The 26,994-nt window shown below is 64.1% G+C and carries 26 protein-coding genes and 1 tRNA gene; 16 read left to right on the forward strand and 11 right to left on the reverse strand.

Going from position 1 to position 26,994, the window contains the following annotated elements; genetic code table 11:
* Positions 1-105 precede the first annotated feature (105 nt).
* From purB to ACFW6D_RS17280, 3 genes are all read right to left on the reverse strand, one after another.
* A complete protein-coding gene (gene purB / locus ACFW6D_RS17270; protein ID WP_379329205.1) occupies positions 106-1,527 on the reverse strand; it encodes an adenylosuccinate lyase in 1,422 nt (473 codons plus the stop codon).
* A 6-nt stretch (positions 1,528-1,533) separates the two neighbouring features.
* Positions 1,534-2,187, reverse strand: a complete 654-nt coding sequence (locus ACFW6D_RS17275) for a TetR/AcrR family transcriptional regulator (RefSeq protein WP_379239223.1) — start codon at positions 2,185-2,187, stop codon at positions 1,534-1,536.
* Between the two features lie 157 nt (positions 2,188-2,344).
* Complete coding sequence (locus ACFW6D_RS17280) at positions 2,345-3,508, reverse strand: pyridoxal phosphate-dependent aminotransferase (RefSeq protein ID WP_379329207.1); 1,164 nt, start codon at positions 3,506-3,508, stop codon at positions 2,345-2,347.
* 127 nt (positions 3,509-3,635) lie between these two features.
* On the opposite strand from ACFW6D_RS17280, the gene ACFW6D_RS17285 reads away from it, so the two are divergent.
* Both ACFW6D_RS17285 and ACFW6D_RS17290 read left to right on the forward strand, forming a co-directional pair.
* The gene (locus ACFW6D_RS17285) at positions 3,636-4,748 is read left to right on the forward strand and encodes a M23 family metallopeptidase (RefSeq protein WP_379329209.1); all 1,113 of its coding nucleotides are present in this window, start codon (positions 3,636-3,638) and stop codon (positions 4,746-4,748) included.
* Between the two features lie 83 nt (positions 4,749-4,831).
* Positions 4,832-5,014 carry a YegP family protein gene (locus tag ACFW6D_RS17290; protein ID WP_379329211.1) on the forward strand — a complete coding sequence of 61 codons (183 nt, stop codon included), beginning with the start codon at positions 4,832-4,834 and terminating at the stop codon, positions 5,012-5,014.
* Positions 5,015-5,126: 112 nt separating this feature from the next.
* On the opposite strand, the gene purD is transcribed toward ACFW6D_RS17290, so the two are convergent.
* Positions 5,127-6,410, reverse strand: a complete 1,284-nt coding sequence (purD, locus tag ACFW6D_RS17295) for a phosphoribosylamine--glycine ligase (RefSeq protein WP_379329213.1) — start codon at positions 6,408-6,410, stop codon at positions 5,127-5,129.
* A 294-nt stretch (positions 6,411-6,704) separates the two neighbouring features.
* On the opposite strand from purD, the gene ACFW6D_RS17300 reads away from it, so the two are divergent.
* The 9 genes from ACFW6D_RS17300 to ACFW6D_RS17340 all read left to right on the forward strand — a co-directional run bounded on the left by ACFW6D_RS17300 (position 6,705) and on the right by ACFW6D_RS17340 (position 16,878).
* Positions 6,705-7,082, forward strand: coding sequence for a PH domain-containing protein (locus tag ACFW6D_RS17300; RefSeq protein WP_379239228.1), 378 nt, complete (start codon positions 6,705-6,707; stop codon positions 7,080-7,082).
* Positions 7,083-7,096: 14 nt separating this feature from the next.
* Positions 7,097-7,522 carry an HIT family protein gene (locus ACFW6D_RS17305; RefSeq protein WP_379329215.1) on the forward strand — a complete coding sequence of 142 codons (426 nt, stop codon included), beginning with the start codon at positions 7,097-7,099 and terminating at the stop codon, positions 7,520-7,522.
* Positions 7,523-7,602: 80 nt separating this feature from the next.
* Positions 7,603-8,124 (forward strand): DUF3558 domain-containing protein, encoded by a 522-nt coding sequence (locus tag ACFW6D_RS17310; RefSeq protein WP_379329217.1) that lies wholly within the window; start codon positions 7,603-7,605, stop codon positions 8,122-8,124.
* A 27-nt stretch (positions 8,125-8,151) separates the two neighbouring features.
* Positions 8,152-8,541, forward strand: coding sequence for a hypothetical protein (locus tag ACFW6D_RS17315; protein ID WP_379329218.1), 390 nt, complete (start codon positions 8,152-8,154; stop codon positions 8,539-8,541).
* Between the two features lie 15 nt (positions 8,542-8,556).
* Positions 8,557-9,942, forward strand: coding sequence for a hypothetical protein (locus ACFW6D_RS17320; protein ID WP_379329220.1), 1,386 nt, complete (start codon positions 8,557-8,559; stop codon positions 9,940-9,942).
* Entirely contained in the window at positions 9,939-10,694 is a 756-nt protein-coding gene (locus tag ACFW6D_RS17325) for an ESX secretion-associated protein EspG (protein WP_379329222.1), read from the forward strand. Before ACFW6D_RS17320 ends, ACFW6D_RS17325 begins: the two co-directional genes overlap by 4 nt.
* A gap of 399 nt (positions 10,695-11,093) precedes the next feature.
* Positions 11,094-15,608, forward strand: a complete 4,515-nt coding sequence (locus ACFW6D_RS17330; protein WP_379329224.1) for an RHS repeat-associated core domain-containing protein — start codon at positions 11,094-11,096, stop codon at positions 15,606-15,608.
* 317 nt (positions 15,609-15,925) lie between these two features.
* Positions 15,926-16,495, forward strand: a complete 570-nt coding sequence (locus ACFW6D_RS17335) for a hypothetical protein (protein WP_379329226.1) — start codon at positions 15,926-15,928, stop codon at positions 16,493-16,495.
* 167 nt (positions 16,496-16,662) lie between these two features.
* On the forward strand, positions 16,663-16,878 hold the full coding sequence (locus tag ACFW6D_RS17340; protein WP_379329291.1) for a DUF6959 family protein: 216 nt from the start codon (positions 16,663-16,665) through the stop codon (positions 16,876-16,878).
* Between the two features lie 111 nt (positions 16,879-16,989).
* Here the strand turns inward: ACFW6D_RS17340 and ACFW6D_RS17345 are convergent, their stop codons facing one another.
* The 3 genes from ACFW6D_RS17345 to ACFW6D_RS17355 all read right to left on the reverse strand — a co-directional run bounded on the left by ACFW6D_RS17345 (position 16,990) and on the right by ACFW6D_RS17355 (position 18,708).
* Positions 16,990-17,757, reverse strand: a complete 768-nt coding sequence (locus ACFW6D_RS17345) for an SDR family NAD(P)-dependent oxidoreductase (protein WP_379329228.1) — start codon at positions 17,755-17,757, stop codon at positions 16,990-16,992.
* Between the two features lie 69 nt (positions 17,758-17,826).
* A complete protein-coding gene (locus tag ACFW6D_RS17350) occupies positions 17,827-18,033 on the reverse strand; it encodes a hypothetical protein (protein WP_379329230.1) in 207 nt (68 codons plus the stop codon).
* Positions 18,034-18,168: 135 nt separating this feature from the next.
* A complete protein-coding gene (locus tag ACFW6D_RS17355) occupies positions 18,169-18,708 on the reverse strand; it encodes a hypothetical protein (protein ID WP_379329232.1) in 540 nt (179 codons plus the stop codon).
* Between the two features lie 224 nt (positions 18,709-18,932).
* Between ACFW6D_RS17355 and ACFW6D_RS17360 the strand changes: the two genes are divergently transcribed.
* Positions 18,933-19,565 (forward strand): Uma2 family endonuclease, encoded by a 633-nt coding sequence (locus tag ACFW6D_RS17360; protein WP_379329234.1) that lies wholly within the window; start codon positions 18,933-18,935, stop codon positions 19,563-19,565.
* Positions 19,566-19,599: 34 nt separating this feature from the next.
* Here ACFW6D_RS17360 and ACFW6D_RS17365 read toward each other — a convergent pair whose 3' ends face one another.
* The 4 genes from ACFW6D_RS17365 to ACFW6D_RS17380 all read right to left on the reverse strand — a co-directional run bounded on the left by ACFW6D_RS17365 (position 19,600) and on the right by ACFW6D_RS17380 (position 22,642).
* Positions 19,600-20,877 (reverse strand): ATP-binding protein, encoded by a 1,278-nt coding sequence (locus tag ACFW6D_RS17365; protein ID WP_379329292.1) that lies wholly within the window; start codon positions 20,875-20,877, stop codon positions 19,600-19,602.
* A 414-nt stretch (positions 20,878-21,291) separates the two neighbouring features.
* Positions 21,292-21,366, reverse strand: a tRNA-Thr gene (locus ACFW6D_RS17370).
* Between the two features lie 76 nt (positions 21,367-21,442).
* Positions 21,443-21,679 carry an MbtH family protein gene (locus ACFW6D_RS17375; protein WP_379239233.1) on the reverse strand — a complete coding sequence of 79 codons (237 nt, stop codon included), beginning with the start codon at positions 21,677-21,679 and terminating at the stop codon, positions 21,443-21,445.
* Between the two features lie 129 nt (positions 21,680-21,808).
* Positions 21,809-22,642, reverse strand: coding sequence for an alpha/beta fold hydrolase (locus ACFW6D_RS17380; RefSeq protein ID WP_379239234.1), 834 nt, complete (start codon positions 22,640-22,642; stop codon positions 21,809-21,811).
* Between the two features lie 176 nt (positions 22,643-22,818).
* On the opposite strand from ACFW6D_RS17380, the gene ACFW6D_RS17385 reads away from it, so the two are divergent.
* The 4 genes from ACFW6D_RS17385 to ACFW6D_RS17400 all read left to right on the forward strand — a co-directional run bounded on the left by ACFW6D_RS17385 (position 22,819) and on the right by ACFW6D_RS17400 (position 26,934).
* Entirely contained in the window at positions 22,819-22,977 is a 159-nt protein-coding gene (locus tag ACFW6D_RS17385) for a hypothetical protein (protein WP_165610244.1), read from the forward strand.
* Between the two features lie 45 nt (positions 22,978-23,022).
* Positions 23,023-24,549, forward strand: coding sequence for a trehalose-6-phosphate synthase (locus ACFW6D_RS17390; protein WP_379329294.1), 1,527 nt, complete (start codon positions 23,023-23,025; stop codon positions 24,547-24,549).
* A gap of 220 nt (positions 24,550-24,769) precedes the next feature.
* A complete protein-coding gene (locus ACFW6D_RS17395) occupies positions 24,770-25,471 on the forward strand; it encodes a response regulator transcription factor (protein WP_379329236.1) in 702 nt (233 codons plus the stop codon).
* Entirely contained in the window at positions 25,468-26,934 is a 1,467-nt protein-coding gene (locus ACFW6D_RS17400) for a sensor histidine kinase (protein WP_379329238.1), read from the forward strand. The genes ACFW6D_RS17395 and ACFW6D_RS17400 overlap by 4 nt, the downstream gene beginning before the upstream one ends.
* Positions 26,935-26,994 lie beyond the last annotated feature (60 nt).

Here is a 26,994-nt window from a genome sequence, read left to right on the forward strand (position 1 = left end):
CACGTACGGTAACCCCGGCGAAATCGCGCAATTCGACGAGTTCTAGTCAGAAAACCGATCAGAACGACGCGAAGTGCGTGATTACGCCGGTTCACCCGAGCTGAACTACAGAATCGGCGACGGCGAATACCGCGCAGCCTCCGGATTCGCCTCGACCAGCTTCTGCACCTGCGCAACTACCTCAGACACCTGATCCGAAGCCGCACCGATGAACGCGGCCTTGTCGGCCAGCGCCGCATCCAGCCCCGCACGATCCAGGGGCATCCGCTCGTCGGCAGCGAGACGATCCAGCAGATCGGGTTCGCGCCCCTGCTCACGCATGGCCAGCGCCACCGCCACCGCGTGCTCCTTGATGACCTCGTGCGCGGTCTCCCGGCCGACACCGGCGCGCACCGCCGCCATCAGGATGCGGGTGGTCGCCAGGAACGGCAGGTACCGGTCGAGCTCACGCGAGACCACCGCCGGGTAGGCGCCGAACTCGGCGAGCACGGTCAGGAAGGTCTCCATCTGCCCGTCGATGGCGAAGAACGCGTCGGGCAGCGCGACGCGGCGCACCACCGAACAGAACACGTCGCCCTCGTTCCACTGCGCGCCCGCCAGCTCGGCGGCCATCGAGCCGTAGCCGCGCAGGATCACCTGCAGGCCGTTCACCCGCTCACAGGAGCGCGTGTTCATCTTGTGCGGCATCGCCGACGACCCGACCTGGCCCGGCTGGAAACCCTCGGTGACCAGCTCGTGCCCGGCCATCAGCCGAATCGTGTGCGCGAACGACGACGGGCCAGCGCCCAGCTGCACCAGCGCGGACAGCACATCGTGATCCAGCGAACGCGGGTACACCTGACCCACGCTGGTGAACACATTCGCGAAGCCCAGGTGCGTGGCCACCTGCTGCTCGAGGGCGGCGAGTTTGTTCGCGTCACCGTCGAGCAGGTCGAGCATGTCCTGGGCGGTGCCCATCGGGCCCTTGATCCCGCGCAGCGGATAGCGCTGGATCAGTTCTTGCACACGGGTGAGCGCGACCAGCATCTCGTCGGCGGCGGAGGCGAAGCGCTTGCCCAGCGTGGTGGCCTGCGCGGCGACATTGTGCGAGCGCCCGGCCATCACCAGCGTCTGGTACTCGGCGGCCCGCTCGGCCAGCCGCGCCGCGATGGCGATGCCGTGCTTGTAGACGTGTTCGAGGGACAGTCGGATCTGCAGCTGCTCGACGTTCTCGGTGAGGTCGCGGCTGGTCATGCCCTTGTGCACGTGTTCGTGCCCGGCGAGGGCGTTGAATTCCTCGATCCGCGCCTTCACGTCGTGGCGGGTGACCCGCTCACGTTCGGCGATCGAAGCCAGGTCCACCTGGTCGATGACGCGTTCGTAATCGTCGACAACCCCTGCGGGGACATCGATTCCGAGTTCGGCCTGCGCGCGCAGCACCTCCAGCCACAGCCTGCGCTCGAGCACGATCTTGTTCTCGGGCGACCAGAGCGCGACGAGCTCCGGGCTGGCGTATCGGGTGGCGAGGACATTCGGGACGAGGCTCACGAGACCTCAGTCTAATTGCCGCACCCGTTCGGCCTGGGAGGGCATCATGTTCGGGACCACGGGCGGGGCGACGATATCGATCATTTCGAGCAAACCGGCGCGGGCGGGGCGGCGCGGTTCGGGGTGACCTTCGATCAGCGCGGCGACCACCGCGCCGTCCACTACGGCCACCAGCCTGCGTAACTGCTCGGGGCGCACCACGCGGTCGCAGCGGCGCAGCACGTCGGCGAGCAGTTCCTCGAGCTGCGTGCGTAGTCGGAGCTGGACCTCACGTAACTCGGGATGCCTAGCCGACGCCACCGAGCGCTCGTAGCGGGCGATGAGCTGGCCGCGGGCGTCGAGGTCGCCGTCGTCGGGGCCGACGAGCACGTCGAGCACGAGTTCGACCGTCGCCTCGGTGCCGCGCCTGCGATGGCTGACCTCACCGACCCGGCGGCGCATCGCGTCGAGCTCGATCGCGCCGCTGAACTCGACGGCGCGGGCGATCAGGTCCTCCAATGATTCGAAGTAGTAGGTGGTCGACGCGAGTGGGAGATCGGCTCGCGAGGCCACCGAGCGATGGCGTACGGCGTCGAAGCCGCCCTCGAGCAAAAGTTCGGCCGCCGCCGCCACCAGAGCCTGACGACGTCGTTCGCCTTTCGGAGTCGTTGCGGTGGTCACCGTGCAACAGTGCCAGTCATCATCAGTTCAACCGTGCGCAATCGTCATCGGGGAAACACTGGGAATTCGGGATAACTGAGTTTTACCGTATCCCAGCACAGATGTGTTCGTACTACGCAAAGTTGTTGTCGCACATCACTGTTGACACGACACCGGATCACCCCTTCATGAACCGTCCCAGACGCTCCAGAGCTGCGGCGATGTCGTCTGTAGCGCCTGCGAAGGAGAAACGGACCGTGTGGTTTCCATTGACGGTGTCGAAATCGAGTCCGGGCGCCAACGCGACGCCGGTTTCGGCCAGAACCTCGGCGCACCAGGCGCGAGAATTGTCGGTCAAATGACCAATATCGGCGTAGGCGTAGAAGGCGCCGTCGGCGGGCGCGAGATCGGTGATTCCGAGCGCGGGCAAACCCTCCAGTAGCAGCGACCGGTTGCGCGCGTACCGGCGCACGTGCCCGTCCAGTTCATCCTTGGCTTCCGGTCCGAAAGCGTGCACGGCCGCGTACTGGGAGATGGCGGGCGGGCACACCGTCATATTCGATGCCAGCCGCTGCAGCGCCGGGCGCAGGTCGGCCGGGGCCAGCATCCAGCCGAGCCGCCAGCCCGTCATCGAGAAGTATTTCGACACCGAACCGATCACCACCGACTCGCGGGAGAACTCCCACGCCGAGGAGGTCGGCGTGCTCGCGCCCGTGTAGGTGATGCCGTGGTAGATCTCGTCGGAGATCAGCAGCGTGCCGTGCTTGTCGCACCAGCGGGCCAGCGCGGCGAGTTCGGTGGGGTCGATCATGGTGCCGGTCGGGTTGGCCGGGCTGGCCACCACCAGACCCTTCGGCGGCTCGGGCAGGGCCTCCAGCATCGCCACGGTCGGCTGGAATCTGGTCTGTGGGCCGCAGTCCAGTTCGACGACCTCGCAGCCGAGGGCGGACAGGGTGTTGCGGTAGGCGGGATAGCCGGGGCGCGCCACCACCACGGTGTCCCCCGCGTCGAAGGCGGCGAGGAAGATCAGCGTGAACGCACCCGACGACCCGGTCGTCACCACCACCTCGTCCGGGTGCACGTCGTAGCCGTAGGTCTCGCTGTGATGGCCCGCGATCGCCTCGCGCAGCGGCAGAATGCCGAATGTCTCGGTATAGCCCAGCAATTCGTGATCGATGGCCGCCCTGGTCGCCCGCAGCACCGGCGCGGGCGCCTGCGTCGACGGCTGCCCCGCGGCGAGCACTAGCACATCGCCGTGCGACCTGGCGCGTTCCGCGGCCGCTTTCCATACATCCATGACGTAGAAAGGGGCAATGGCCGACCGGCGCGATTCTCTGGACACCCGAGAGACGGTAGAGCACCCGATTGCGGGCGTTCACCGATATGGTCGGCACAATGGCTCCGACAGCGAATACGCAGCCACCGTCGCGACCCCTCAGGTCACGTCGGGGCCGGGGCGCGGGGGCGAGATGAAGCGGACAGGGACGGATGTGGGCGCCGACATTCGCGCGTCCGACAGTTACACGGAATCGGCAGCAGCCGACGGTGCCGAAGGAACAGACGCGACACGATCGAGCACCGGCGCCGAGCGTAAGGGCCGGGCTGTCAGTGTCAATGGCCGGATCCTGCAGGCGAATTGGCGTGAGCAGCTGCCGACGAAGGTCGCGGCACGCGATCGGATGGCCGAGTGGGCCACGCGGTATCCGCTGGTCGGCGAGATCGCCGGCGAGCTGCGCAGCGGTGAGGTGCGCAAGGTCTTCTGGCGGCGGCCCAAGGCGCAGGTCGAGGGAATGTGGGCACGCAGGCCCAGTCGCGAGCGGGTGCGCCAGGTGCTGGTCGAGCGGCGCGTGCTCATCGCCGGAATGCTGGCGGTCGCGGTGTTCGTGGCGGCCGACGGACAGTTCGGCGCAACTGTCGACGGGCCCCCGCTCGCACCGGGCGAAGCGCTGCACGTGGCCATCGCCTATCCCCCGCAACTGCTCCCCAACCCCCAATCGAGCACCCGCATGCTCAATGCCATCGACGCAGGTGAGAAGCGTCGCGAGGGGCACGTGGTCGCCGCGGCGGCCCGCGCCACCCTCGAACGCGCGAAGGCCGAGGCGGCGGCCGCGGCGTCGGGTGAATGGCAGGACTGGATGGGCCAGCGCGCGCCGGTGGTCCCCGGCGCGATGGTGCCCGGTTCGACCCCGTCCGTCGGCGGGTTCAGCCTGCCCGCGAAGGGCGCGTTCACCTCCGGTTTCGGCTCCCGCTGGGGCACCCTGCACCGCGGCATCGACATCGCGGGCCCCATCGGCAGCCCCATCTACGCCGTGGCCGACGGCACCGTGGTGGAAGCCGGACCGGCACAGGGCTTCGGCCTGTGGGTCCGCATCCGCCACGACGACGGCACCATCAGCATCTACGGCCACATGTACGACTTCTTCGTCTCCCAGGGCGAGCGCGTCCCCGCCGGAATGCAGATCGCGCGCATCGGCAACCGCGGCGATTCGACCGGCCCGCACCTACATTTCGAAATCGTGCAAAACGGCCAACATGTGGATCCGCAGGCCTGGTTGGCAGTGCACGGATTGCGTCTCGATTGACATCACGCCGAGACCGCAGACATTACGTCACAGTTATTGTGGAGCCTGTCGAGCGTTTCCCTCCTAATCAAAGCGAGGCAACCATGGCAGGCAAGTTCGAAGTATTCAAGGACAAGGCCGACAAGTTCCACTTCCACCTCAAGGCCGGTAACGGTGAAATCGTCCTCGAGAGTCAGGGTTACGAAAGCAAGGAAGGCGCCAAGAAGGGCATCGCCTCGATTCAGACGAATGCACCCGGCGCCGAAGTCATCGACCTCACCGTCTGAAAAATGTCGGCGCGGCCGCGGTCGTCAGCGGATGCGACGTTACCGTTGACGGTCGTCGGCGGTACGCCTGGGTGATCAGCGGTTTCGCACCGCTGATCACCGATCGCACGAATTATCCCGCGACGCTATTGCGTTCCGGCACAACAACTTCAGTCGCGCCGATATCGGTCCGGAAATGGCCGCCGGGGAGCTTGATCCCCACGAGCCGCGCATAAGCCCGCTCCCGCGCCTGCGCGAGATCCGCACCCACACCGACCACATTCAGCACGCGACCACCCGCCGACACCAGCGCCTTGTCCTCGCGCTGCCCCGTACCCGCATGCAGCACAAGGGTTTCGCCCTCGAGCGCACTGTCGTCGGCACCGGTGATCACGTCGCCGGTGCGCGGGCGGGCCGGGTAGTTCTCGGCGGCCAGCACCACGGTGATCGCGGAGCCGTCCTTCCAGCGCGGCGCGTCGACCTCGGCCAGCCGCCCGGTCGCGGTGGCGTGCAGGAGTTCGGCGAAGGGGCTGTCGAGCAGCGCCAGCACCGCCTGGGTCTCGGGGTCGCCGAAACGGCAATTGAATTCGACGACAGCGGGGCCGTTGGTGCCGATCGCCAGACCCGCGTACAGCAGACCCGAGAACGAGCTGCCACGCGCGACCAGCTCAGCGGCAACCGGCTTCACCACGTCTTCGACGATCTCGTTCAACGTCTCGTCCGGCAGCCACGGCAGCGGCGTGTAGGCGCCCATGCCACCGGTGTTGGGGCCCGCATCACCGTTGCCGACGCGCTTGTGGTCCTGCGCGGGCAGCAGCGGGATCACGGTCTCGCCGTCGACCAGGCAGAACAGCGACACCTCCGGGCCGTCGAGGAACGATTCCAGCAGCACCGGGTGGCCCTGTTCGAGCAGTTCGGCGGCGTGGTCGCGGGCCGCGTGCCGGTCGGCGGTCACGACCACGCCCTTGCCCGCGGCGAGCCCGTCGTCCTTGACCACCCAGGTCGGGCCGAAGCGGTCCAGCGCCGCGTCCAGCTCGGCCGGACTGTCGACGATCTCGCTGTGTGCGGTCCGCACACCCGCCGCCGCCATCACATCTTTGGCGAACGCCTTGGACCCTTCGATCCGCGCCGCGTCGGCCGACGGGCCGAACACCGGGAACCCGGCCGCGCGCACAACGTCGGCGACCCCGAGCACCAGCGGCACCTCGGGACCGATCACCACCAGGTCAGCGGCCACCTCCGCGGCCAGCGCGGCGACGTCCTCGGCGGAGCAGGGGTCGACCGGGCGTAACTCGGCGTGCTGGCCGATGCCGGGATTTCCCGGGGCAGCGATCACCGCCGTCACGGACGGATCCCGGCGCAGCGCCAGGACGAGGGCATGTTCACGGGCTCCGGAACCGATGACGAGTACGCGCACGGCCTTAGATTAGTCGCGCATTGCGCGCGCAATGCGCACGCCCCATTCCGATACACGGTTTCGCTATCCGGTACCGATCCACGCGGGGAGTGCTACCTCCGTGCCCGACCTACCCACCGAAACCGACCCTCTGAATCACCCATCCGAGATCCTCGTCGTGCCGACAGTGGCCGCGCCCGACCGATCGGTGATCCGTGCGGGTCCACCCGGCTCAACCCTCGCAACTCGGGTTCGATTGCGCCACAATGGAACCAGGTGCGGTACAGCGGCCGCCACCGAAACGGGGAGCACACCATGGGCCTGCTCGACGGGATGATGGGCAACGCCGGTCGCATAGACCCGGCCGCCGCCCAGCAGGAATACGCCAAACTCTTCGGTCAGGGCGAGCAGGTGTACGCCGCGTTCATCCTGGTCCGCGACGCCATGCTGTTCACCAACCGCCGCCTGATCATGGTCGACAAACAGGGCGTCACCGGCCGCAAGGTCAGCTACCACAGCATCCCCTACCGCTCGATCAGCCACTTCGCCGTCGAAACCGCGGGCACCTTCGACCTCGACGCCGAGCTCTACATCTGGATCGGCAGCGGCAACGACCCGGTCAAACAACGTTTCAACCGCCAGGTCGACATCTACGAGGTCCAGGGCATCCTGTCCCATTTCGTCTCGATCTGATTAGGCTCGCGCGTATGGCATCCGTCTTCAGCGCGATCATCGCAGGTCAGATCCCCGGCCGTTTCGTCTGGGAGGACGACGAGTTCGTCGCCTTCCTCACCATCGCCCCCGTCACCCAGGGCCACACCCTCGTCGTCCCGCGCGCGGAGATCGACCAGTGGCAAGACGTGGATCCCGCCGTGATGGCCCGGCTGATGGGCCTCGCCCAGAAGATCGGCCAGGCTGTCCGAGTCGCTTTCGACGCCCCCCGCGCAGGCCTCCTCATCGCGGGCCTCGAGGTCCCCCACCTGCACACCCACGTCTTCCCCGCCTACTCGATGGGCGACTTCGACATCTCCGGTGCCACCACCGACCCCACCCCCGAATCCCTCGACGAAGCCCAAACCAAGATCAAGGCAGCCCTGCGCGACCTCGGCTACGGAGCAGGCGTCCCCGCCTGATTTTCGTTTCGATGGAACCGAACCACCCCACCGCGCGTCTAAGAAGTCGAGCGGTTGTTGTGCGCGAAAGAGGAGAGAAGATGCGACTGGTTGGCTTGGCTGCCGGGGTGTGCGCTGTCATGGCGCTCGCCGGATGCTCTGAAGCGGTCGACGGGCAGCCCGAGGCCAGTGGGGCTCCGCTGACCAAGGAGCAGTTGTTCGACCCGTGCACGGTGCCGGACAGTGTGTTGCAGGCTGCGGGTCTGGACCCGGCGTCGAAGGACGACAACCCGTTCTCGGTCCCGAGAGCTGAGTGGAAAGGTTGCGCATGGAGGGGAGGAGGCCACTTCATCAGCCTTATGTCGACAACTCACACAATGCAAGAAGTTAGAGCGAACGACTACCTCCACGACTTCAAAGACATAACCGTTGGCGACCGACCTGCTGTGCAATACCTTCTCGGCACAAGAACTCCTGTAAATCAGTGCGCAATAGCATTCGACACGAGCAAAGGTCGAGTATCAATTACGGCAACAAAATTCATCGACGACACGTCATCGATTGATCCTTGCGAGCTGGCGAACACCGCCGCGCCAAATTTCTTGGAAATCCTGCCCAAGTAAACCCGAAAGAATACCGAGGAGTTACGGATGGCACCGAACGAGCTTGCCACGACATTTCAAGGCTTGGCCGGCCAGGCTGCGGCAGGTCAATTGATCATTGAATTCGACGCCGCCGAGCGCTGTGCAAAATGGTGTGACGCATATATTACCGACCTTCGAGGCCTGGCCTTGCGCACCCAGAGCATGGTCCTTGTGGATTCATTCGGCGATCTCAATTCCGCTACCACCCTCGGTAAGAAGTTCGCCGACCTGGCGGAAGGTGGACCCGGTACCGGCTCGTACGCCGATGCTGTAACCAAGCACATCGAGATCCTCACCGCAATGGCCGACATGTACCGCAAAGCCGGTGCCGCATACAAGAACTGCGACGAAGCCACGCAGGCGACCATCAAACAGCAGACAAACAAGCTCGACTAATTTCAGGGGGACAACATGTCGTTCGGGGACTTCCTTGCCGGAATATCCAACACGAGCACTTTCGCCAGCACGATCACCAATCGCGTTGGCTCGCTGATCGATACGGATATCGAGCCGACGCAATCCGAGTTGGATGCACAATCGGACGGCAACAAGGAGCGTCAGAAAATCTATGGAGACAACCAGGCGCTAGCCTCCGGCTTCTCCGGCGAATATGCCGCTCAGGTCTTTCCGACGGCGATGGAATCCTTCGAAAGCATGGACCACTCCCGCATCATGCAGTTCGTCGAGTCGATCGACATCACTCAGATGAGCACGAGCATTGATGGCTGGAATGCCCTCGCGGACAACACGAGAGACAAGGCAACGGCCTTCCGTGACAACATCCGCAATGAAATGCAGCGAGGGTGGGCGGGTAGCGCCGCGAGTTCGGCCCTGTCCAGCACCAACAGCTACCTCGCCGAAATCAACAAGGTCGAGCAGGCAGCGCGGTTGATCGGCAACAAGATGGCCGAGGCGCGTTCCGGCTTGCAGCAGGTAAAGTACTCGGTCCCCCACGAGTCCGACAACCAGAACAGCACCGTAGCGGGAAAAGTCGTCAACGTCCTCGCTGGCGCGATCGTCCCCGGGCTCGGTACCGCAACAAGCTTTGTCATGGACAGCGCTAGCGCAGGCCGCGCCGAGGCCGCCCAGACCGCCGCTCGCGAAGTCATGAACACCGTTTACAAGCCGGTTGCCGTCCAGTCCGACACCCAAGTTCCGAAGGTCCCCACCCCGGCGAATCCTCAGTCCAACAAGCCGAACGGCGACACGCCCGGCAACAAGCCGCAGGGCACAACCACCCAACCCGGAGGCAGCAACGGCGGCACCCCCGGCACCCCCGGCACCAACCCCGCCACAACCACCCCCGAAACCCCCACCACCGAAGACCCGGGCACCACCACCGACGACGACACCACGGGTGACGACACCGGCGACGACACCACCACCCCCTCCTCCACCCCAGAAACCCCCGCGGCAACCACCCCGGCCGGCACGACCCCAGCCTCGACCACCCCTGCCGGCACCACTCCGAGCGGCCTCGGCACAGGCGGCGGAGGTGGCGGAGCAGGAGCAGGAGCAGGAGCTGGTGCCGGCGCAGGTGCGGGCGTCCCGGGCGCAGCAGTCCCCGGCACCGCAGGTCAGAAGCAGCCCGCAGGCGCGGGAGCAGGCGGAGCGGCAGGCGCATCGTCGGGCCGCGCGGGCATGTCCGGCATGGGCGGAATGGGCGCGCCCGGCCGCGGCGGCGGCAAGGACGACGAGAACGAGCACCAGGCCCCCGACTACCTGCGTGGCGTCCACGAAGAACTGCTCGGCCCCGACCGCCTGCACGTCCCGCCGGTGATCGGCGGCGACGCATGACCGACACCTGGGAGCTGACCCCGTTCGAATTCTGGGTCGCCTGGGAAACGCTCGGCCGCGACCGCATGCCGTGGCCCCTCACCTTCACCACAGGTGTCGAGACCCAGGTCGAATTCGACCAGGAATGCCGTCGCGCCGCCGATTCGCTGATCGTGAAAATCGGCAACGACGAATCCCTCTACCACGCCTTACACGCCCTCGCGCACCCCGACATCCGCGTCGAACTCTTCGGCCACCGCTTCGACGGCCGCACCCGCATGGTCCGCGCGTGCGCCGCCACCGAAGCAAGCAACGGCGTAGTCGCCGCCCAACTCCCCGGCCCCGAATACGGCCAGGGCGGCGACATCGTGATCTCCCTTCGCCCCGCCCACGCCATCACCACCCGCCTGATCGCCATCCTCCCCAAAACCCCCGCGGGCACCACCAACGGCTTCAACGTCCACCGCGACGACTTCACCACCACCCCCGACCCCTACGCCCGCCACCGCACCCCCGCCGAACAAGCCCTCAAATTCCTCCAACGCCCCTTCACCGCCTACGCCGAATTCCGCGTAGCCACCGGCCCAGCCCTAGACGGCTGGCAAGAAGGCGGCACCACCGTCCAACTGGTCGACTACACCAACGACGGCCGCTACCTGATCCAAGAAGCCGAACGAATAGAAGCCACCCCCACCACCCCCGACCGCCTCAACACCCACCTCCAACACCTGATCGACCAAGCCAAGGCCACCACCCGCCAATCAGCCTGGTAACCAACAGAACACCCCCAACAGCCACCCGCCCGAAGGAATTCCGGTACAGCCCACACCGATCTGTACCGGTTTCCGTATGCCACGACAACGTTTCTCGATGGCACCCTTAGACGCACCGAAATACCCAACGGTTCCATCGATTTCACCACAAACCCCAACCCGTCCTGATCCGCTACGCTCGGCCATTGGCACTGCGTGCCGCAGGTCTGATCTATCAGCGTCGGCCCTGTTCGATCACGTTCGACACCGCAGGTCGAGGGCAGGGAGTGCCCGCTGACCCGGGGTGGATTCAAGCAAGAGGGGGGTCACCATGACCAGCGCAGGCGGAGAACTCACCACCTCTCCGGACAAATTCAAATCCCGCGCCGCCGCGCTCGAGACCCAACAATCCGATCTGTCGTGACCAACCCCCTGATCGCGGCCAAGGAAGACACCACCGACTGGTCCACCGGCATCAGCCTGGTCAGCTCCGTCACCGACCTCTCCGACGCGATCTCCGGTGGTTCCTGGATCGAAGTAGGTCTCGGAGTCGTCGGTTTGGCCGCCGAAGCCGTCTCCCTCGTTGTCGACCCCCTCGGCACCCTCGCCGGCTACGGCGTCGGCTGGCTCATCGAACACTGCCAACCATTGCAAGACGCTTTGGACTGGATCGCCGGTGATCCCGCCCAGATCGAGGCTTACGCCAAAACCTGGGACAACGTCGCCACCCGCATCAGCGAAGTCGCCACCGCCCAGAACAAAGCCGTCTCCACCGATGTGACGGACTGGACCGGCCTCACCGCCACCGCCTACAAAAACGCAGCGTCGAACACCACGAACTTGCTCACCGCGGCCAACACCGCCGCGACTGCCGCGGCGTCAGCGATCCGGATGGCGGGTGGGATCGTGGCCGCGGTCCGCGAAACCGTGCGCGACCTCGTCGCTCAAACCGTGGGTCGTCTCGCGGTCTGGGCGGCGGAGTTGGTGTTCTCAGTCGGTCTCGCGACCCCGCTGGTCGCGATCCAAGCCACCGCCTACATCGCGAAAACCGTTTCCACGATCTCGAAGTTGTTCTCCAAGCTGTCCAAAACGATGGACAAGCTGAAACCGTTGTTGAAGCAGCTGAAGTCCGCGTTCGGTGATATCGCGAAGGCGTTCAAGAAGACCCCGTCGAAGGCAGGCAAGAACGGCGACGACACCACCCCGTCCAGCACCAAAAAGCCTGACAGCAAGGACGACGACACCAACCCTTCCAGCACCAAACCCGACACCGATTCATCTGCTTCGACACCTGACAGCACCAAGACTCCCCGAGACCCCTCCGACACCAACTCGACTGCCCCGACCTCAGCTCGCAACGGCGATCCCGCCAACACCCAGGACAAGGTCGGAACATGCGGTGGTCGAGAACCAGTCGACATGTCCACCGGCGAGTACTACGTCCCCATCGTCGACCTGGAACTCCCTGGCGTGTTACCGATCGAGTTGTGGCGACGCCACCGCTCCAATTATCGGTCGGGACGCTGGCTCGGGCCGTCATGGTCGAGTTTTCTCGATCTGCGGGTCATAGCCACGCCCGAGGGACTGACCTTCGTCGGCGAAGACGGGATGCTGCTTGCCTACCCCGATTCCGAGGCCAACGCGCCGGTTCTGCCCGCGTTCGGCGAACACCCATGGCCGCTTACCGCAACCGTTGACGGCTATCAGATCCATGACCCGGTTCGCGAAATTACCTGGTACTTCGCGGCATTGGACCCCGAGACCCAAGCCCAAGGCGACTTTCCAATCGCAGGAATCGTCGACCGGCACAGCAACTGGATTCGATACCACTACGACACCAATCGCCACCCGACGCACCTGAGTTCCTCGAGCGGATACCACGTTTCGTTCACGACCTCCCACGACCGGGTTACCTCGATCCGCGTCGACGGAACCAGCGCCACCACCGGCGTTCCGTTATCTACCCTGATCTGCGAATTCGCTTACACCGATGGTGATCTGACCACCGCCACCAACAGTTTCGGCGGCCAGACCCACTACACCTACGATCGCGTACACCGCATGCGCACCTGGCGCGACCCCGACGGCACCCATTTCACCAACACCTACGACGACCAGGGTCGCATCGTTCGGCAAGTCGGCACCGACTCCATCCTCAATTCCACCTTCTCCTACGAGACACTGCCCAATCGCCACACCCGCACTCACGTCACCAATTCCCTTGGTGTGCAGTGGTATTACGAGTTCGATCCCGGCAAGCGCCTCGTCGCACAAACCGATGGCTCCGGCGCACTCACCCGTACCGACTACGCCGAACCCGTCTCCCGACACCCGTTCCGGATTATCGGCCCCGACCTGGCCACAACCTACTACTACCGCGACGACAACGACGACATCATCCGCGTCCACCGCCCCGATGACTCCTCGGTCTACCTCACCTATCACGCCCGCAACCGGCCTGCCACGATCACCGATCCCGACGGCGCTGTCCTGCGATATGGCTACGATGACGCGGGCAACCTCACCTCGATCACCGATCCTGACGGCATCTCACGGCGATTTACCTTTCACACCAACGGATCACCCGCCACGATCATCGAATCGGACGGAAGTACAACCACTTTCGATACCGATGCTGCCGGTCAGCCCATTCGCGTTGTCGATGCCACCGACCAGATCACCTCGATCACACGCGACCACCTCGGCCTGGTCTCGGCTGTCACCGACGCCAACGGCGACACAACGAGCTACACCTGGACGCCGAACGGTCGCCCACTCACCCGCGTGGACCCTGACGGTCACCAACAAACCTGGACCTACAGCAGCAACGGCGACCTACTCACCCACACCGACCGCGCCGACCAAGTCCAGCGCTACAGCTACGGCCCCTTTGCCATGCTCGCCTCCCACACCAGGGTGGACGGCTCGACCACCAGCTACACCTGGGACACTGAGCAACAACTACTCACCGTCACCAATCCGCTCGACCAGGTCTGGTCCTACGAATACGACCCCGCCGGACGCGTCAGCGCCGAGACCGATTACAACGACGCCCAGATCAACTACCTGTATGAACCGACGGGTCAAGTCGCCACCGTCACCCCAGCATCCGGTATGCCCCGTCACCATTCCTATGACCGGCTCGGCCGGTTGACCGAGATCCGCGCGGAGTCGGGCGAGGCACTCACCTACGCCTACACCTCGGCCGGACACCTCAACACCGCGACCACACGCAGCCCCAACGGGGGCGGACACGTACTGCGATACCGACGATCCACCGCCGGACGACTCCTCGCTGAGCAACTCGACGACCGTCCACCGACCCAGCTCGGCTATGACTACCACGGGCGCGCGGTCACCCGAGTCACGCCCACCGGGAAGACCACCCAGTGGAGGTACGGGCCGGGCAATCGCGTGAACGCGATCATCGCCGATGCCCACCACATCGACCTCGACCACGATGCGCTCGGTCGGGTCAACGGCTGGCAAGTCGGCGCTGTGACCCACACCCGCGTCTTCGACTCCGTCGGACACCTCACCAACAGCACACTCACAGCCACCCAGCCGCTCCGTCACGACGAATACTCTTGGCGCGCAGACGGATATATCACGGCACAAACAACAACAACTGGCCACCGCACCCGCACCCGGTCCTACGAACTCGACCCCATCGGCCGAATCACCGCGCTCACCACCAACGCGGCAACCCAACGATTCACCTACGACGCACTCAGCAACATCACCGACGTCACCCCCACCAACGACGCCCCCGCCGACCTCACGGCCGCGCCGCAACCCCCAGCCGACCCATCCCGCGAATACCATCGCAATCTCCTCCTCCGCCGCGGCCGCACCCGCTACCACTACGACTCCGACGGCCGCCTCACCCGCAAACACACCACCCGAATCTCCCGCAAACCCGCCATCACCCACTACCGCTACAACGCCTTCGACCAACTCACCGACGTCTACACCCCCGACGGCCAATGGTGGCGCTACACCTACGACGCCTTCGGCCGCCGCACCACCAAACAACTACTCAGCCGCGAACAAGCCGTCCTCGAACGCCACGAATTCACCTGGGACAAAACTGACCTCATCGAACAGACCACCCCCACCGAAACAACATCCTGGGACTACCTCCCCGACAGCCCCACCCCAGTCGCCCAGTCCATCCGCACCACCACCGACCACGCCTTCCACGTCATCGCCACCGACATCGCAGGCACCCCCACCGCCCTGATCAACCCCACCACAACAACCACATCCACCGCGGAAACCGACCTCTGGGGCAAAACCATCTGGCGCGGCGAGGCCACGACCGCCCTCCGCTTCCCGGGCCAACAACACGACCCCGAAACCGGCCTCCACTACAACCACCACCGATACTACGACCCGGAGACAGGTAGGTTTCTCAGTCAAGATCCTTTGGGCCTGGCCCCAGCTCCAAACCCCAACGCCTACCCGCACAACCCTCTTACGTGGGTCGACCCGCTTGGCCTCGCCGCGTGCGATGCACGGAACCAACCAGGCACAGCACATGGCGGAGAAGGCCTCTCACGGGTCCAAGATGGAGCGCAGTGGCTTCGTGGTAGCCATGGCAATGCCGGACTGGTGCCAGGGCAAGTTGCGGACGCGCTTCGTGGACGAACGTTCGACAATTTCAATCAGTTTCGTCAGGCATTCTGGCGCGAGGTGTCGAACCATCCCGAACTGGCTACCCAGTTCAGCACGCAGAACCGAGAATTGATGGCAAACGGCAACGCACCCTTTGCCGCAGACAGCCAGGCGGTAGGCAACGCCGGCAGGTACAATCTGCACCATATCAACCCAATCCACAATGGAGGCGGCGTTTATGATATAGACAACTTGGCTGTCGTCACACCGCTATTCCATGCACAAATCCTCGACCCGACTTTTCACTACAACAGATGAGGCAAGTGATGTCATCATTGAGCAGAGAGCAATTGATCGAGATAGTAGCGAACCTTTACGAAGGACGTGGAACCGAAGTCGAACAAGACGAATGGGCAAATACACTTCGCGAGTCAGTATCTGACCCCAGGATCATTGATTACATATTCTGGGATGATTCAAACCCGCCACTCACACCCGAACAGATCGTCGATAAGGCTCTCGCATACAAGCCTTTTGCACTGTAATGCGTGCGCTGTAGAGTTGGTCGACAAGGCCATGACTTGTCGAATCTATAACAAGGTGTTGGGCTGGCTTCGAGACTACGGATGGAACGTGTGAGCACTAATGAGATATTTGACTCCCATCGGCACGATTTTTACAATCTCGCCAGAACGGAAGGTCTCAATACTTCAAGAGGAGAGACTTTTGTTAAACAAATTGACGAGCCGCCACTTTGGTCGTTTGTAAGTCAACTCGATTTCTTGAATCAATATGATATTGCCACGAGGAATCGAGTTTTGATACACGCAGCTGTTACAATCTTTATGGAAATGCGGAGTGCGCATTCGAACCGATCTGGCAACTACCTTCGAATGATCTCCATAGACAACTGGTGGGAATGGACCCCGGATCTTGGAAAAGTGATTGAAAATGACGGATCCAAATGGCTGTTGCAGCCTAGGTTCTGGGTCGGAAATCTTGACGACCCAGCGGTAGCAAGATTTCGAGTTTTCGAGGGTAAGTCTACTCCTTCACAGTTCACACGCTCGGCCCTTCCGGCCGGACTGCAAGACAGCGTTTACGAGTGGTACAGCCCGACCTACAATAATGACGATCCCCTGCTGGTTGAGCATGTATACATCAACCCTCCAGGAAACCCTGATATAGGACTAATTGAAACCTAAGAGCATGTCGCACGCCAAGAAAGCGCATAACGACCATAATTCGCCCAGGGTCAGCTTATGCTCTGCCGAGCAAGCACTTCTTGATTGTGTTCGGCTGCAATTTTTCGGATCGAGGGAATTATGAAAATTTCAGCAGAAATGATTGAGACCGAAGGGATTACTCCCTGATCAGATGGTTTGGGCGGAATTTCCCTGGCATTCTAGTTCAGGGCGATACCCTGAGCATCCTCAACGATATCCTGTCCGAAGCTAGGGAGCTACTAGAAGCCTGGGATACGATGGAAACAAGATTTGCTCTCGATACCCTAGCTGAACGACTAGGAATAATACAATCATCGTACGAGACAATGATGGAGGAGGCCGGAATAAATCTTCCGTATTAGAACGTATTCAGCACCGCGTTTATGAAGCCTAGAGGGACAGGTAGTTGTGGTGCGCTATGTAGTGAACGATTATGACTGGAGCACAGAATCGTTCGCCGTTGGATCCGTGTATCAGTATTTCTCCATTGCCAAATGCGCCGTGTAGCCACCATCCACCAGCTGGTAGCTCCCGGTGATGAACACCGACGCATCACTCGCCAGGAACAGGACCAGGTTCGCGACCTCCTCGGGCGTGCCCAAACGTCCGATCGGGTGTTTGTCTGCCAGGAATTTCGTCGTCTCCGCATCGTCGGAGAGCAGCGGGGTGTGAATGAATCCCGGACCCACTGCATTCACTCGGACCCCTTGTGTCGCATATTCGAGCGCCGCATTCTGCGTCAACCCGACCACGCCGTGTTTGGCCGCCACATATGCCGAGGACCCCGGAAAACCGACGCTTCCCAGAATCGACGCCATGTTGATGATCGACCCGCCGCCGTTGCCGACCATGACCGGCAACTGAGCGCGCAAGGCGTAGAACACCGAGTCCAGGTTTACCGACATCACCTTGCGCCAGCTCGCGATCGAGTAGTCCCCGATCGGGTTGGATTCTCCGGTGATGCCGGCGTTGTTCACCGCGATTCCCAGCGGCGCGAGCTTCTGTGCTGCGGCAACGCTTCGCTCCACCGTTTCGGGGTCGGCGGCGTCACCGTCGAAAGCGACTCCGATTCCGCCGGCGCTCACGATCTCGTCGGCTACCTTTTCTGCCGCGTCCCCATTCAGATCGAACACCAGTACCGAGGCTCCGTTGGCCGCCAGCTCGATTGCCACCGCCCGCCCGATCCCCGAGCCTGCTCCGCTGACGATCGCAGATCGGCCACCCACGTCGTAAACAGCCATGCGCTAATCCCCTATCTCAACGTTACCGCGGATAGACAATGACGAGATCAATTGCAGTGGCACGTAATTTCACCGCCAGGCAGGCTCCCGTTTCGCATAATCGTCATAGGCATGACAAAGCCCGCCGCACACTTCCGCCGTCGTCTCGAGCAGCGCCTGCGCTTTCGGGTCGGAAACGGTGCCGATATTGGTGCGGGCCGCCTTGATCACTTCGGTCAGCAGCGAGCGCACGTGCGCGGCCTGTTCGGCGGGAGACCATTCATTCTGTTCGCTCAACGTCGTTCCCTTCGATCGGTTTCGATGGGCTACTCGGTGTTACGAAGATCGAGTTCTGGCCAGGATACGGGCGAGCCCCCGCCGAACAAACCGCGAAACGCACTTCATGACCATGTGGTCGCGGGCGTCGCGCTCCTAGAGGTAGAGCCCCGTCAGCGGCTGGAGAGACATATCGAGCGGAGCCGTGTAGGTGGCGGTGCCGCTGGTCAAACTATGGCCCGGCATAACCTGCATCCGTACCCACCCGGAATCGGGTTCGTAAGGCAGATCGACTTCGATCGGTCGGCCGCCGTTCTGATCGGCTTCCAGCCGCAGTGCCCATTGCAGTATTACTGGAGCAAAGGGCACGGAACCGGTCGACGAGGCTACGGCCAACGACGTCGAACAATACTGCGGCGCAGGCAGACCTGGAATAGTAGACCGAACTCCCATTGGCTGAATATATCCGACCACCCGGTGCGGCTGCTGGGGATCGCGGGCGACCCATACGCTGTAATCGACGAAGCAGTTCAGAGTTTCGCCGATAAGGTAGCTGTTGACCGGCCCCTGGGGTCCATACATGGGAACCAGCGCTGCCGCTTGCGCGGCCGAACCGGCTCCAACCGATATGCCGAGTAGCGCGGCAGCCGAGGTCGCCACGGACAGAACAGTTTTGGTGATCGTCGAGATCGACAAGATTTCCCCCTCCATCTGAAAATACGAACGCGCCGAACCTTACCTGACATCAGATTCAGGGCAAGACTTCATGTTTCGGGCACGTTCACGACAACAGAATTCAGTGAAACTCACCAGGTTTAACGTATGCCCCTCTGATCACCGAACAGGTGGTCGCTTCGTCTCGTCAGGCTTGCCTCTCGCTTCCGCCACCGCCGCGACAACCGGACAGCTAGCCTTGCAGAGTGACCGCAGACCTCGGCAGCACCGGTGAGCTCCCCGAAACGCTCACGTGGGAAGAATTCCTGGCGCTGCCCGATGCCATCGCACAGTGTGTGGAAGGGCTCGACCGCGGTCGCGTCATCTGGGCGCGCACCGGGCCTCGCCGAAACCAACGAGCGGCCGTGCGCCTGCGCAACGCGCTGGAGTCCGCCTGGTCGGTAGTGCGGGCAGAACGCAACGAATGCTTCGAAGCCGACGTCGAGCAGCCGATCTTCTTCACGGCCAAGGACGACTTCCTGAAGCCCGATTTCATCCTGTACAGCTGCCTGCCGGACCAGGATCAGGATGTCCCCGCGTCAGCGGTGGTCATCGCGGGTGAGATCTTGTCACCGTCGAATTCCGTCCAGGACATGAACCGAAAGACCACCCGCTACGCCGAGGCTGGAATCCCGTGGTACTGGGAGGTCGATGCCGGAGAACAGTCGGTGACAATCCGGATCAATGCCCTGCTGCCCGCGCCGGAGCGCCGCCCGGTCGGCGTCACGCCACTGCGGGCCTTCCACTACGAGCCGGTCGCGCAGTGGGTCGGCGACGGCGATTTCGCCTACCACCTCCCGTTCCCCTTCACTATCCCGGCGGAAAGCCTCGCTTACTAGGACCACCCGGGTCCTTATCGCAAGGTCAACGCACTCACGTAGACCACGCCGAGATCAGATCCGCCGGACCATACGCACCGTCGAGCCCTGAGCAGTCGATCCCGCTGCGCGAAACTGCGACAACGGGCACCGGATCGGGAGTGAGCGCGGCCCGATGTCGAAGCAGGGCGGCGAGGTCGTGCCGATCGAACGGCGAGTTCTCCAACCACTTGACCGATCCGACGAACAACAACTCCTTGGCGATCGGCGCACGGTCCGCACCGATGATGTCGATCTCCACATCGTTGGTGCGAGTCCAATAGCCCCCGATGGCCGGTGCGGCGGGAAGGTTCGCATCGGGCAGCAGCCGTGCCAGCGCCTCACGTACCAGAGGTTCGACAGCCCTCCCACGCCAACTCGTCCAGCTTTCGCGGATGCGACTCAGCGTCAGGTCACCGCGACCTCGCTCGATCTCCGCCATCGCCGGATCCAAGAACTTCAACCAGAAACGGAGATAGGGATCCGCGACCCGATAGCGGCGATCCTTCGAGGGGTGCAACGACACCGGCAATTCCGCCACGATCACACGTTTGTCGGCAAGGATCTCCAGCGATCGTTGAAGTGGGGTCGCACCGATCCCGCCTGCAGCACGGGCAATGTTGGCAAACGTCCGCTCCCCGCTCCCGATCGCCGACAGAACGGAGCGAGCCTGGACCGACTGCGGAAACTCCGCAGCGAGCGAACGCTCCGCCGATACCAATAAGGCTGACACCGGATCGCTGAGCGCGGCGTGAAGGAAGTCCCACATTCCGGCACCGTGCGTCCATTCCGTACAGATCAAGGGCAGTCCACCAGTAATCAAGGCCGCGTCGAAGGCCGCTGCCGGATCGAGGCCTAGCATCTGACCTACCTCAGCCGGGTTGAGCGGCCCGAGCACCATCTCTCGTCCGCGCTGGTGGAACGGGCGCCCATAGTTGTTGAGCGCCTCCATCATCGACAGGTCGGAGCCGATGAGAACCAACAACACTGGCTTCGTTTCCAGCACTCGGTCCCACGCGCGCTGAAGCATGCCTTCGAAGGCACCTTCCCCATCCATCAAGTAAGGCACTTCGTCCATGACAACCACGCTCGCCCGGTCGTCTGGCAACGTTGCCGCCAGCACATCGAACGCGGCATCCCAGCTGGCCGGACGGGCCGCGGACAGCAGGTTCGCCAGCGGAAGACTTGACGACTGCGCGTCCCGGCTGAGCCGCTCGAGGTCCGCCGTCGGCGAGGCACCCGTGGCGGCATAGAAGAGGAACGGCGCACCGGACTTCTCAGCGAACCGCTCCACCAATCGGGACTTACCGACCCGGCGGCGCCCTCGAAGCATCATGCACCGCCCAGGCCGCTCCCCGCCGATGCCAGCCGTCACCTTGCCCAGCTCACGGTTCAACGTCTCGAGCTCATGCCGCCTGCCCACGAATTCCGCCATGCCGCCGCCTTCCGAGTGTCAGCCGAATAGCACTAACTTCGGTGTTAGTAACATGAATGTTAGCAACATTGGTAGGCGTCGACCATCCCAGAACCGCAAGCAGTGCTCGACCTGGGAGTCAGGGCGACGACGATTGCCCCTCCGCAGAAAGTGTTTACAGCCCATGGGTAGCTGTTGACGTTTTCCTACGAACCGGAAGAGTGGGAAGCGATCTCCTCATGGATGAGGCCACACAAATAAGGCTCTGACCAGGGCCAGAGCCTTATTTCGAGATGGAGCCCCCTGTCAGGATTGAACTGACGACCTTCGCTTTACAAGAGCGGTGCTCTACCACTGAGCTAAGGAGGCGGGTACTGCGGCGACCATCATAGCCGCGAACGCCTACCGCGCGACACTGGATATGTCGCGCGGTAGGCGTGGGAGGTCAGGACTTGGCGCGGGCTGCGTCGTCGGCTGCCATCGCGTCACGCAGGCTCTTGGGCCGCATGTCGGTCCAGTTCTTCTCGACGTACTCGACGCACGCTGCCCGGCTTTCTTCGCCGAACACGACACGCCAGCCCGCCGGGACCTCCGCGAACGCGGGCCACAGGGAGTGCTGCTCTTCATCGTTGACCAGAACGAAGAAGCGGCCGTCCTCGTCGTCGAAGGGGTTGGTGCTCATTTCACCTCACTGGGAATACTGGCGCTGTGTACAGGGTCACTGCGCGGCCGCTAAGCCACGAGCGTTAGGTCGACACTAGCAAGGCATACGTTACCGGTAGGCAGTTACCCGATGCTGCACGGTCGAGGATCAGGCTGCGAAGAAGTCCAGCAGGATCTTGTTGACCGCCTCGGGGCGTTCGAGGTAGCCGTAGTGGCCCGTATCTGGGATCTCCTGGTAGCGGGCGCCGGGGATGGCCTCGGCGACTTCGCGGGACAGGTACGGCGGGATCATCCGGTCGTCGGCGAACCCAATTGCCAAGCAGGGCACCGTAATCGAACGATACGCGGCGACGCGATCGAACTCGTGGTCCATCGCGCGCTGGGCGCGGACGCCGGGTGACGGGGTGCCGACGGTGAACTCGAACAGGTCGAGCCAGTCGCGCGCGGCGTTGGTGTCGGCCATCGTCGCCGGCGACAGGTTCATCACCGCCGACAGTGCCGCCTCGAATTTCGCGGGCAGTTTCACCGCCGACGCGTCGAGGTCCTGCTCACCGGCCGACAGTGTCTTCTGGAACTGGTCGAGCCTGCCGTGGCCGGCCATGAACACGGCCTTGCGGACCAGATCGGGCCGGGCCAGCGCGAGCTCCTGCGCCACCCGCGCGCCCATCGACGTCCCGGCGACCAGCGCTGGCCCCTCGTCGAGGAACTCGATCAGCGCGGCGGTGTCGGCGACCAGTTCCTCGATCCGCATCCCGCCCGCGGCCTCGAACGACGGCGCGATCCCGCGATTGTCGAACACGCAGACCCGATAACCGGCCGCGACCAGCGCGGGAACCTGGTGCAGCTCCCAGACGCGACCGGGCGAACCTGTCCCCATGATCAATACCACCAGCGGACCACCGCCCTTGACGTCGGTGCCCTTGGTACGGTCGCCCTTGACCTGATAATTCAGTGCGATGCCGTTCACCGTGGCCAGTGGCATGAAGAAAACCTCTCTGCGGGGGTCGATCGAGTGCTACCTCCACGGTAACGGGACCGCCACGACACGGCACCGGGGCGGGGTGTTGCGCGTCGCTAGTTCATCGGCCGTGCGCCGGCGCCCGATAGTATTGATCACTCGCAGGTAGAGCGCAGGGAAACCGGAGGGACGAACCCATTATGGCCGCGAAGAGCACCGCCAACGACATCGCCGACGACGAACTCGAGCCGCTTGCCGACGAAACCGCCCGCCAGGCACAGAAGGTCGTCGCGGCACACGCCGAAGACGCCGACGAGTGCCGCATGCTGCTGTCCATGCTCGGCATCGCCCCCGCCTGAGAACAGCGCACCCCTGCGACGCATAAGGATGCGTGAGTGGACCAAATGATCGATCAACCGTCCAACGACCGTCCGTCCGAAGAACCTCTCGTACCCGACGGATCGGGTTCGGGATTCGTTGTCGTCGCCAACCGGCTGCCGGTCGACCTCGAGCGCCTGCCCGACGGCACCACCAGGTGGAAGCGCAGCCCCGGTGGGCTGGTGACCGCGCTAGAACCGGTGTTGCGCACCAACAAGGGCGCGTGGGTCGGCTGGTGTGGTGTGCCCGATGTCGAGGTCGAACCGATCATCGAGGACGGCCTCGAGCTGTATCCGGTGCCGCTGACGGCGAACGAGGTGGAGGACTACTACGAGGGGTTCTCCAACGGCACGCTCTGGCCGCTGTATCACGACGTGATCGTGCGCCCGGTGTACGACCGGGACTGGTGGGCCGCCTATGTCGAGGTCAACCGGCGTTTCGCCGAGGAGACCGCGAAGGTGGCCGCCGAGGGTGCGACGGTCTGGGTGCAGGACTACCAGCTGCAGCTGGTGCCCAAGATGCTGCGCATGCTTCGCCCCGATCTGACCATCGGTTTCTTCCTGCACATCCCGTTCCCGCCGGTCGAGCTGTTCATGCAGATGCCGTGGCGGACCGAGATCGTCGAGGGCCTGCTCGGCGCCGACCTGATCGGTTTCCACCTGCCCGGCGGCGCGCAGAACTTCCTCTACCTGGCCCGTCGGCTGGCCGGTCAGCCCACCTCGCGCGGCACGATCGGTGTGCGTTCGAAACTGGGGGTGGTGCAGGTCGGGTTCCGCACGGTGCGGGTCGGCGCGTTCCCCATCTCGATCGATTCCGCCGAACTCGACGAGTCCTCGCGTCGCCGTTCGGTGCGCGAGCGTGCCGCGCAGATACGCGCTGAGCTGGGCAATCCCAAGAACATCATGCTCGGCGTCGACCGCCTCGACTACACCAAAGGCATCGACATCCGGCTCAACGCGCTCCAGGAACTCCTCGAGGAGGGCCGCATCGATCCATCCGAGACGGTGATGGTGCAGCTGGCGACGCCGAGCCGCGAACGCGTGCAGAGCTACATCAAGATGCGCGGCGACATCGAACGCCAGGTGGGCCGGATCAACGGCGAATTCGCCCGCGTCGGCTACCCGGTCGTGCACTACCTGCACCGCCCGATCCCCCGCGACGAACTCATCGCCTTCTTCATCGCCGCCGACGCCATGCTGGTCACGCCCCTGCGCGACGGCATGAACCTGGTCGCGAAGGAGTACGTGGCCTGCCACAGCGACCTCAACGGTGCCCTGGTGCTGAGCGAGTTCACCGGGGCGGCGGCCGAGCTGCGCCAGTCCTACCTGTGCAACCCGCACGACCTGGACAGCGTGAAGGACGCGATCATCGGTGCCCTCGACGACGATCGCGACACCAAGCGTCGTCGCATGCGGTCGCTGCGCCGTCAGGTACTCACTCACGATGTCGAACGCTGGGCGCGCGCCTTCCTCGACGCGCTCTCGCAGGGCAATGTCGCCGGATCGGCGCTGATGAGCGAGGAGCAGCAGACCTACCCCGCCGACCAGCGCTGAGGCGAAGCTCAGCCGCGAGTCGGCACCACTGGGCACACAGCGACCTCACAGCGTGGGTCCAGCCACTTCCCAGCGGGAAGGCGGAGCATGGTGGCATGAACGGTCAGCGTCTGGAAGCGGCAGCGAAGCGTGACCACGCCGGACGCCCGAGCCCGCCCGATAAAGGCCGCATACAGGCAGCTCTGATAACCACGCGGGGTGCCCGAATGGGGCAGGGCGGATGAGTCCTGAAGCGCGGGTTCTCGTCGTCGACGATGAACCGACGATCGTCGAACTGCTGGCGGTGAGCTTGCGCTACCAGGGGTTCGAGGTGGCGACGGCGGCCGACGGGGCCGAGGCGTTGGATCGGGCGCGCACGTTTCGTCCGCAGGCGCTGATCGTCGACGTGATGATGCCCGGCATGGACGGCTTCGGCCTGCTGCGCCGGTTGCGCGCCGACGGGATCGACGCGCCGGTGCTGTTCCTGACCGCGCGCGACGAGGTGGACGACAAGATCACCGGGCTCACCCTCGGCGCCGACGACTACGTCACCAAGCCGTTCAGCCTGGAGGAGGTAGTGGCGCGGCTGCGGGTGATCCTGCGCCGCGCGGGCCACGCCGAACCGGCGAAGACGAGCACCCGGTTGCGTTTCGCCGACATCGAACTCGACGACGACACCCATGAGGTATGGAAGGCGGGCGAGCCGGTTGCGTTGTCCCCCACCGAGTTCACGCTGCTGCGCTATTTCATGGTGAACGCGGGGAGCGTGCTGAGCAAACCCCGGATCCTGGATCACGTGTGGCGCTACGACTTCGGCGGCGAGGTGGGGGTGGTGGAAACGTACGTGTCCTACCTGCGCAAGAAGGTCGACACCGGCGAGCAGCGATTGATCCACACGCTGCGTGGAGTCGGGTATGTGATGCGGGAGTCGGCGAGCCGATGAGCACATCGTTGCGCATCCGGCTCGCCGCGATTCCGTTGCGGGTGACGCTGGTGGTCGTCCTGGTCGCGCTGGCCGGATTCGGTTTGGTCGCTTCGGGTTTCGTGGTTACGACGGCGATGAAGAACTCGCTGCAGGACCGCACCGACCAGCAGTTGCACGACGCCGCGCTCGAATGGGAGCGGCGGATCAGCATGCCGGCGCCCCCACCTCCGCCTTCCCACGAGACGCGGCAGTTGCCCAGCCAGTACTTCCTGCGGGCCGAAAGTGCCGACGGCAAACAAACTTTGGGGTTCGACAATGTCTTCGGGACCAGCGCGTCCCCAGCGCTCCCGGATCCGCCGTCCCCGCAGCCCGTCACGGTGGGATCAGCAGGCGACGACGACGTGCAGTGGCGGGTTCTGACGCTGCAAACCCCCGAGGCGAAGGCGACGGTCGCGCTGCCACTGACCGAGAACATCGAGACGGTGCGCAATCTCGTCGTGCTGCAATTGATCGTCGGCGCGATCGTGTTGACCGCCCTGGCCATCGCCGCCTACTTCGTCGTCCGCAGCAGCCTGCGACCGCTGCGCCGAGTCGAGGTGACCGCCGCCGCGATCGCCGAGGGCCAGCTGCACCGTCGAGTTCCGGTGCGCGGCAACGATACCGAGGTCGACAGGCTCTCCCGTTCGCTCAACAGCATGCTGTCCCAGATCCAGCGCGCCTTCGCCGCCACCGAAGCCTCCGAAACCGCCGCGCGCGCATCCGAGGCGAAGATGCGCCGTTTCGTCGCCGATGCCAGCCACGAACTGCGAACCCCCCTCACCACCATCCGCGGCTTCGCCGAGCTCTACCGCCAGGGCGCGACCACCGACCCCGCGATGTTCATGAACCGCATCGAACACGAGGCCCAGCGCATGGGCCTGCTGGTGGAAGACCTGCTGATGCTGGCCCGCCTCGACGCCCAACGCCCCGTCGAACTGGGCCCGGTGGACCTGCTGGCCGTGGCGGGAGACGCCGTCCACAGTGCCCGCGCGGTCGAGGCCGCCGACGGGGGTCATCGCCCGATCACCCTCGACATCGCCGAAGGTACAGGCACTTTGGAGGTACTCGGCGACGAACCCCGCCTCCGCCAGATCCTCACCAACCTCCTCGACAACGCCCGCACCCACACCCCCGACGACACCTCGATCACCGTCCGCCTCACCCCCACACCCGACGAAGTCCACCTCGAGGTCATCGACACCGGCCCCGGCCTGGAACGCGCGGAAGCCGACCAGGTCTTCGCCCGCTTCTACCGCACCGACAGCTCCCGCACCCGCAGCAGCGGCGGCACCGGCCTCGGCCTGTCCATCGTGCAAGCCCTGGCAACCGCCCACCACGGCACCGTCGAAGTCACCAGCACCCCGGGCACCGGAACAACCTTCACCGTCCACCTCCCCCGCAACCCCCCGCCGCCCCGCCGCGCCAACGGGTTGGACGGTTGATCACCATGTAATGGTGCAAGCATCGCCCGAGCGGAAACTGCACCATGGCATGGTGATCGA

The organism is Nocardia sp. NPDC058705, assembly GCF_042749305.1.
Taxonomy (GTDB): domain Bacteria; phylum Actinomycetota; class Actinomycetes; order Mycobacteriales; family Mycobacteriaceae; genus Nocardia.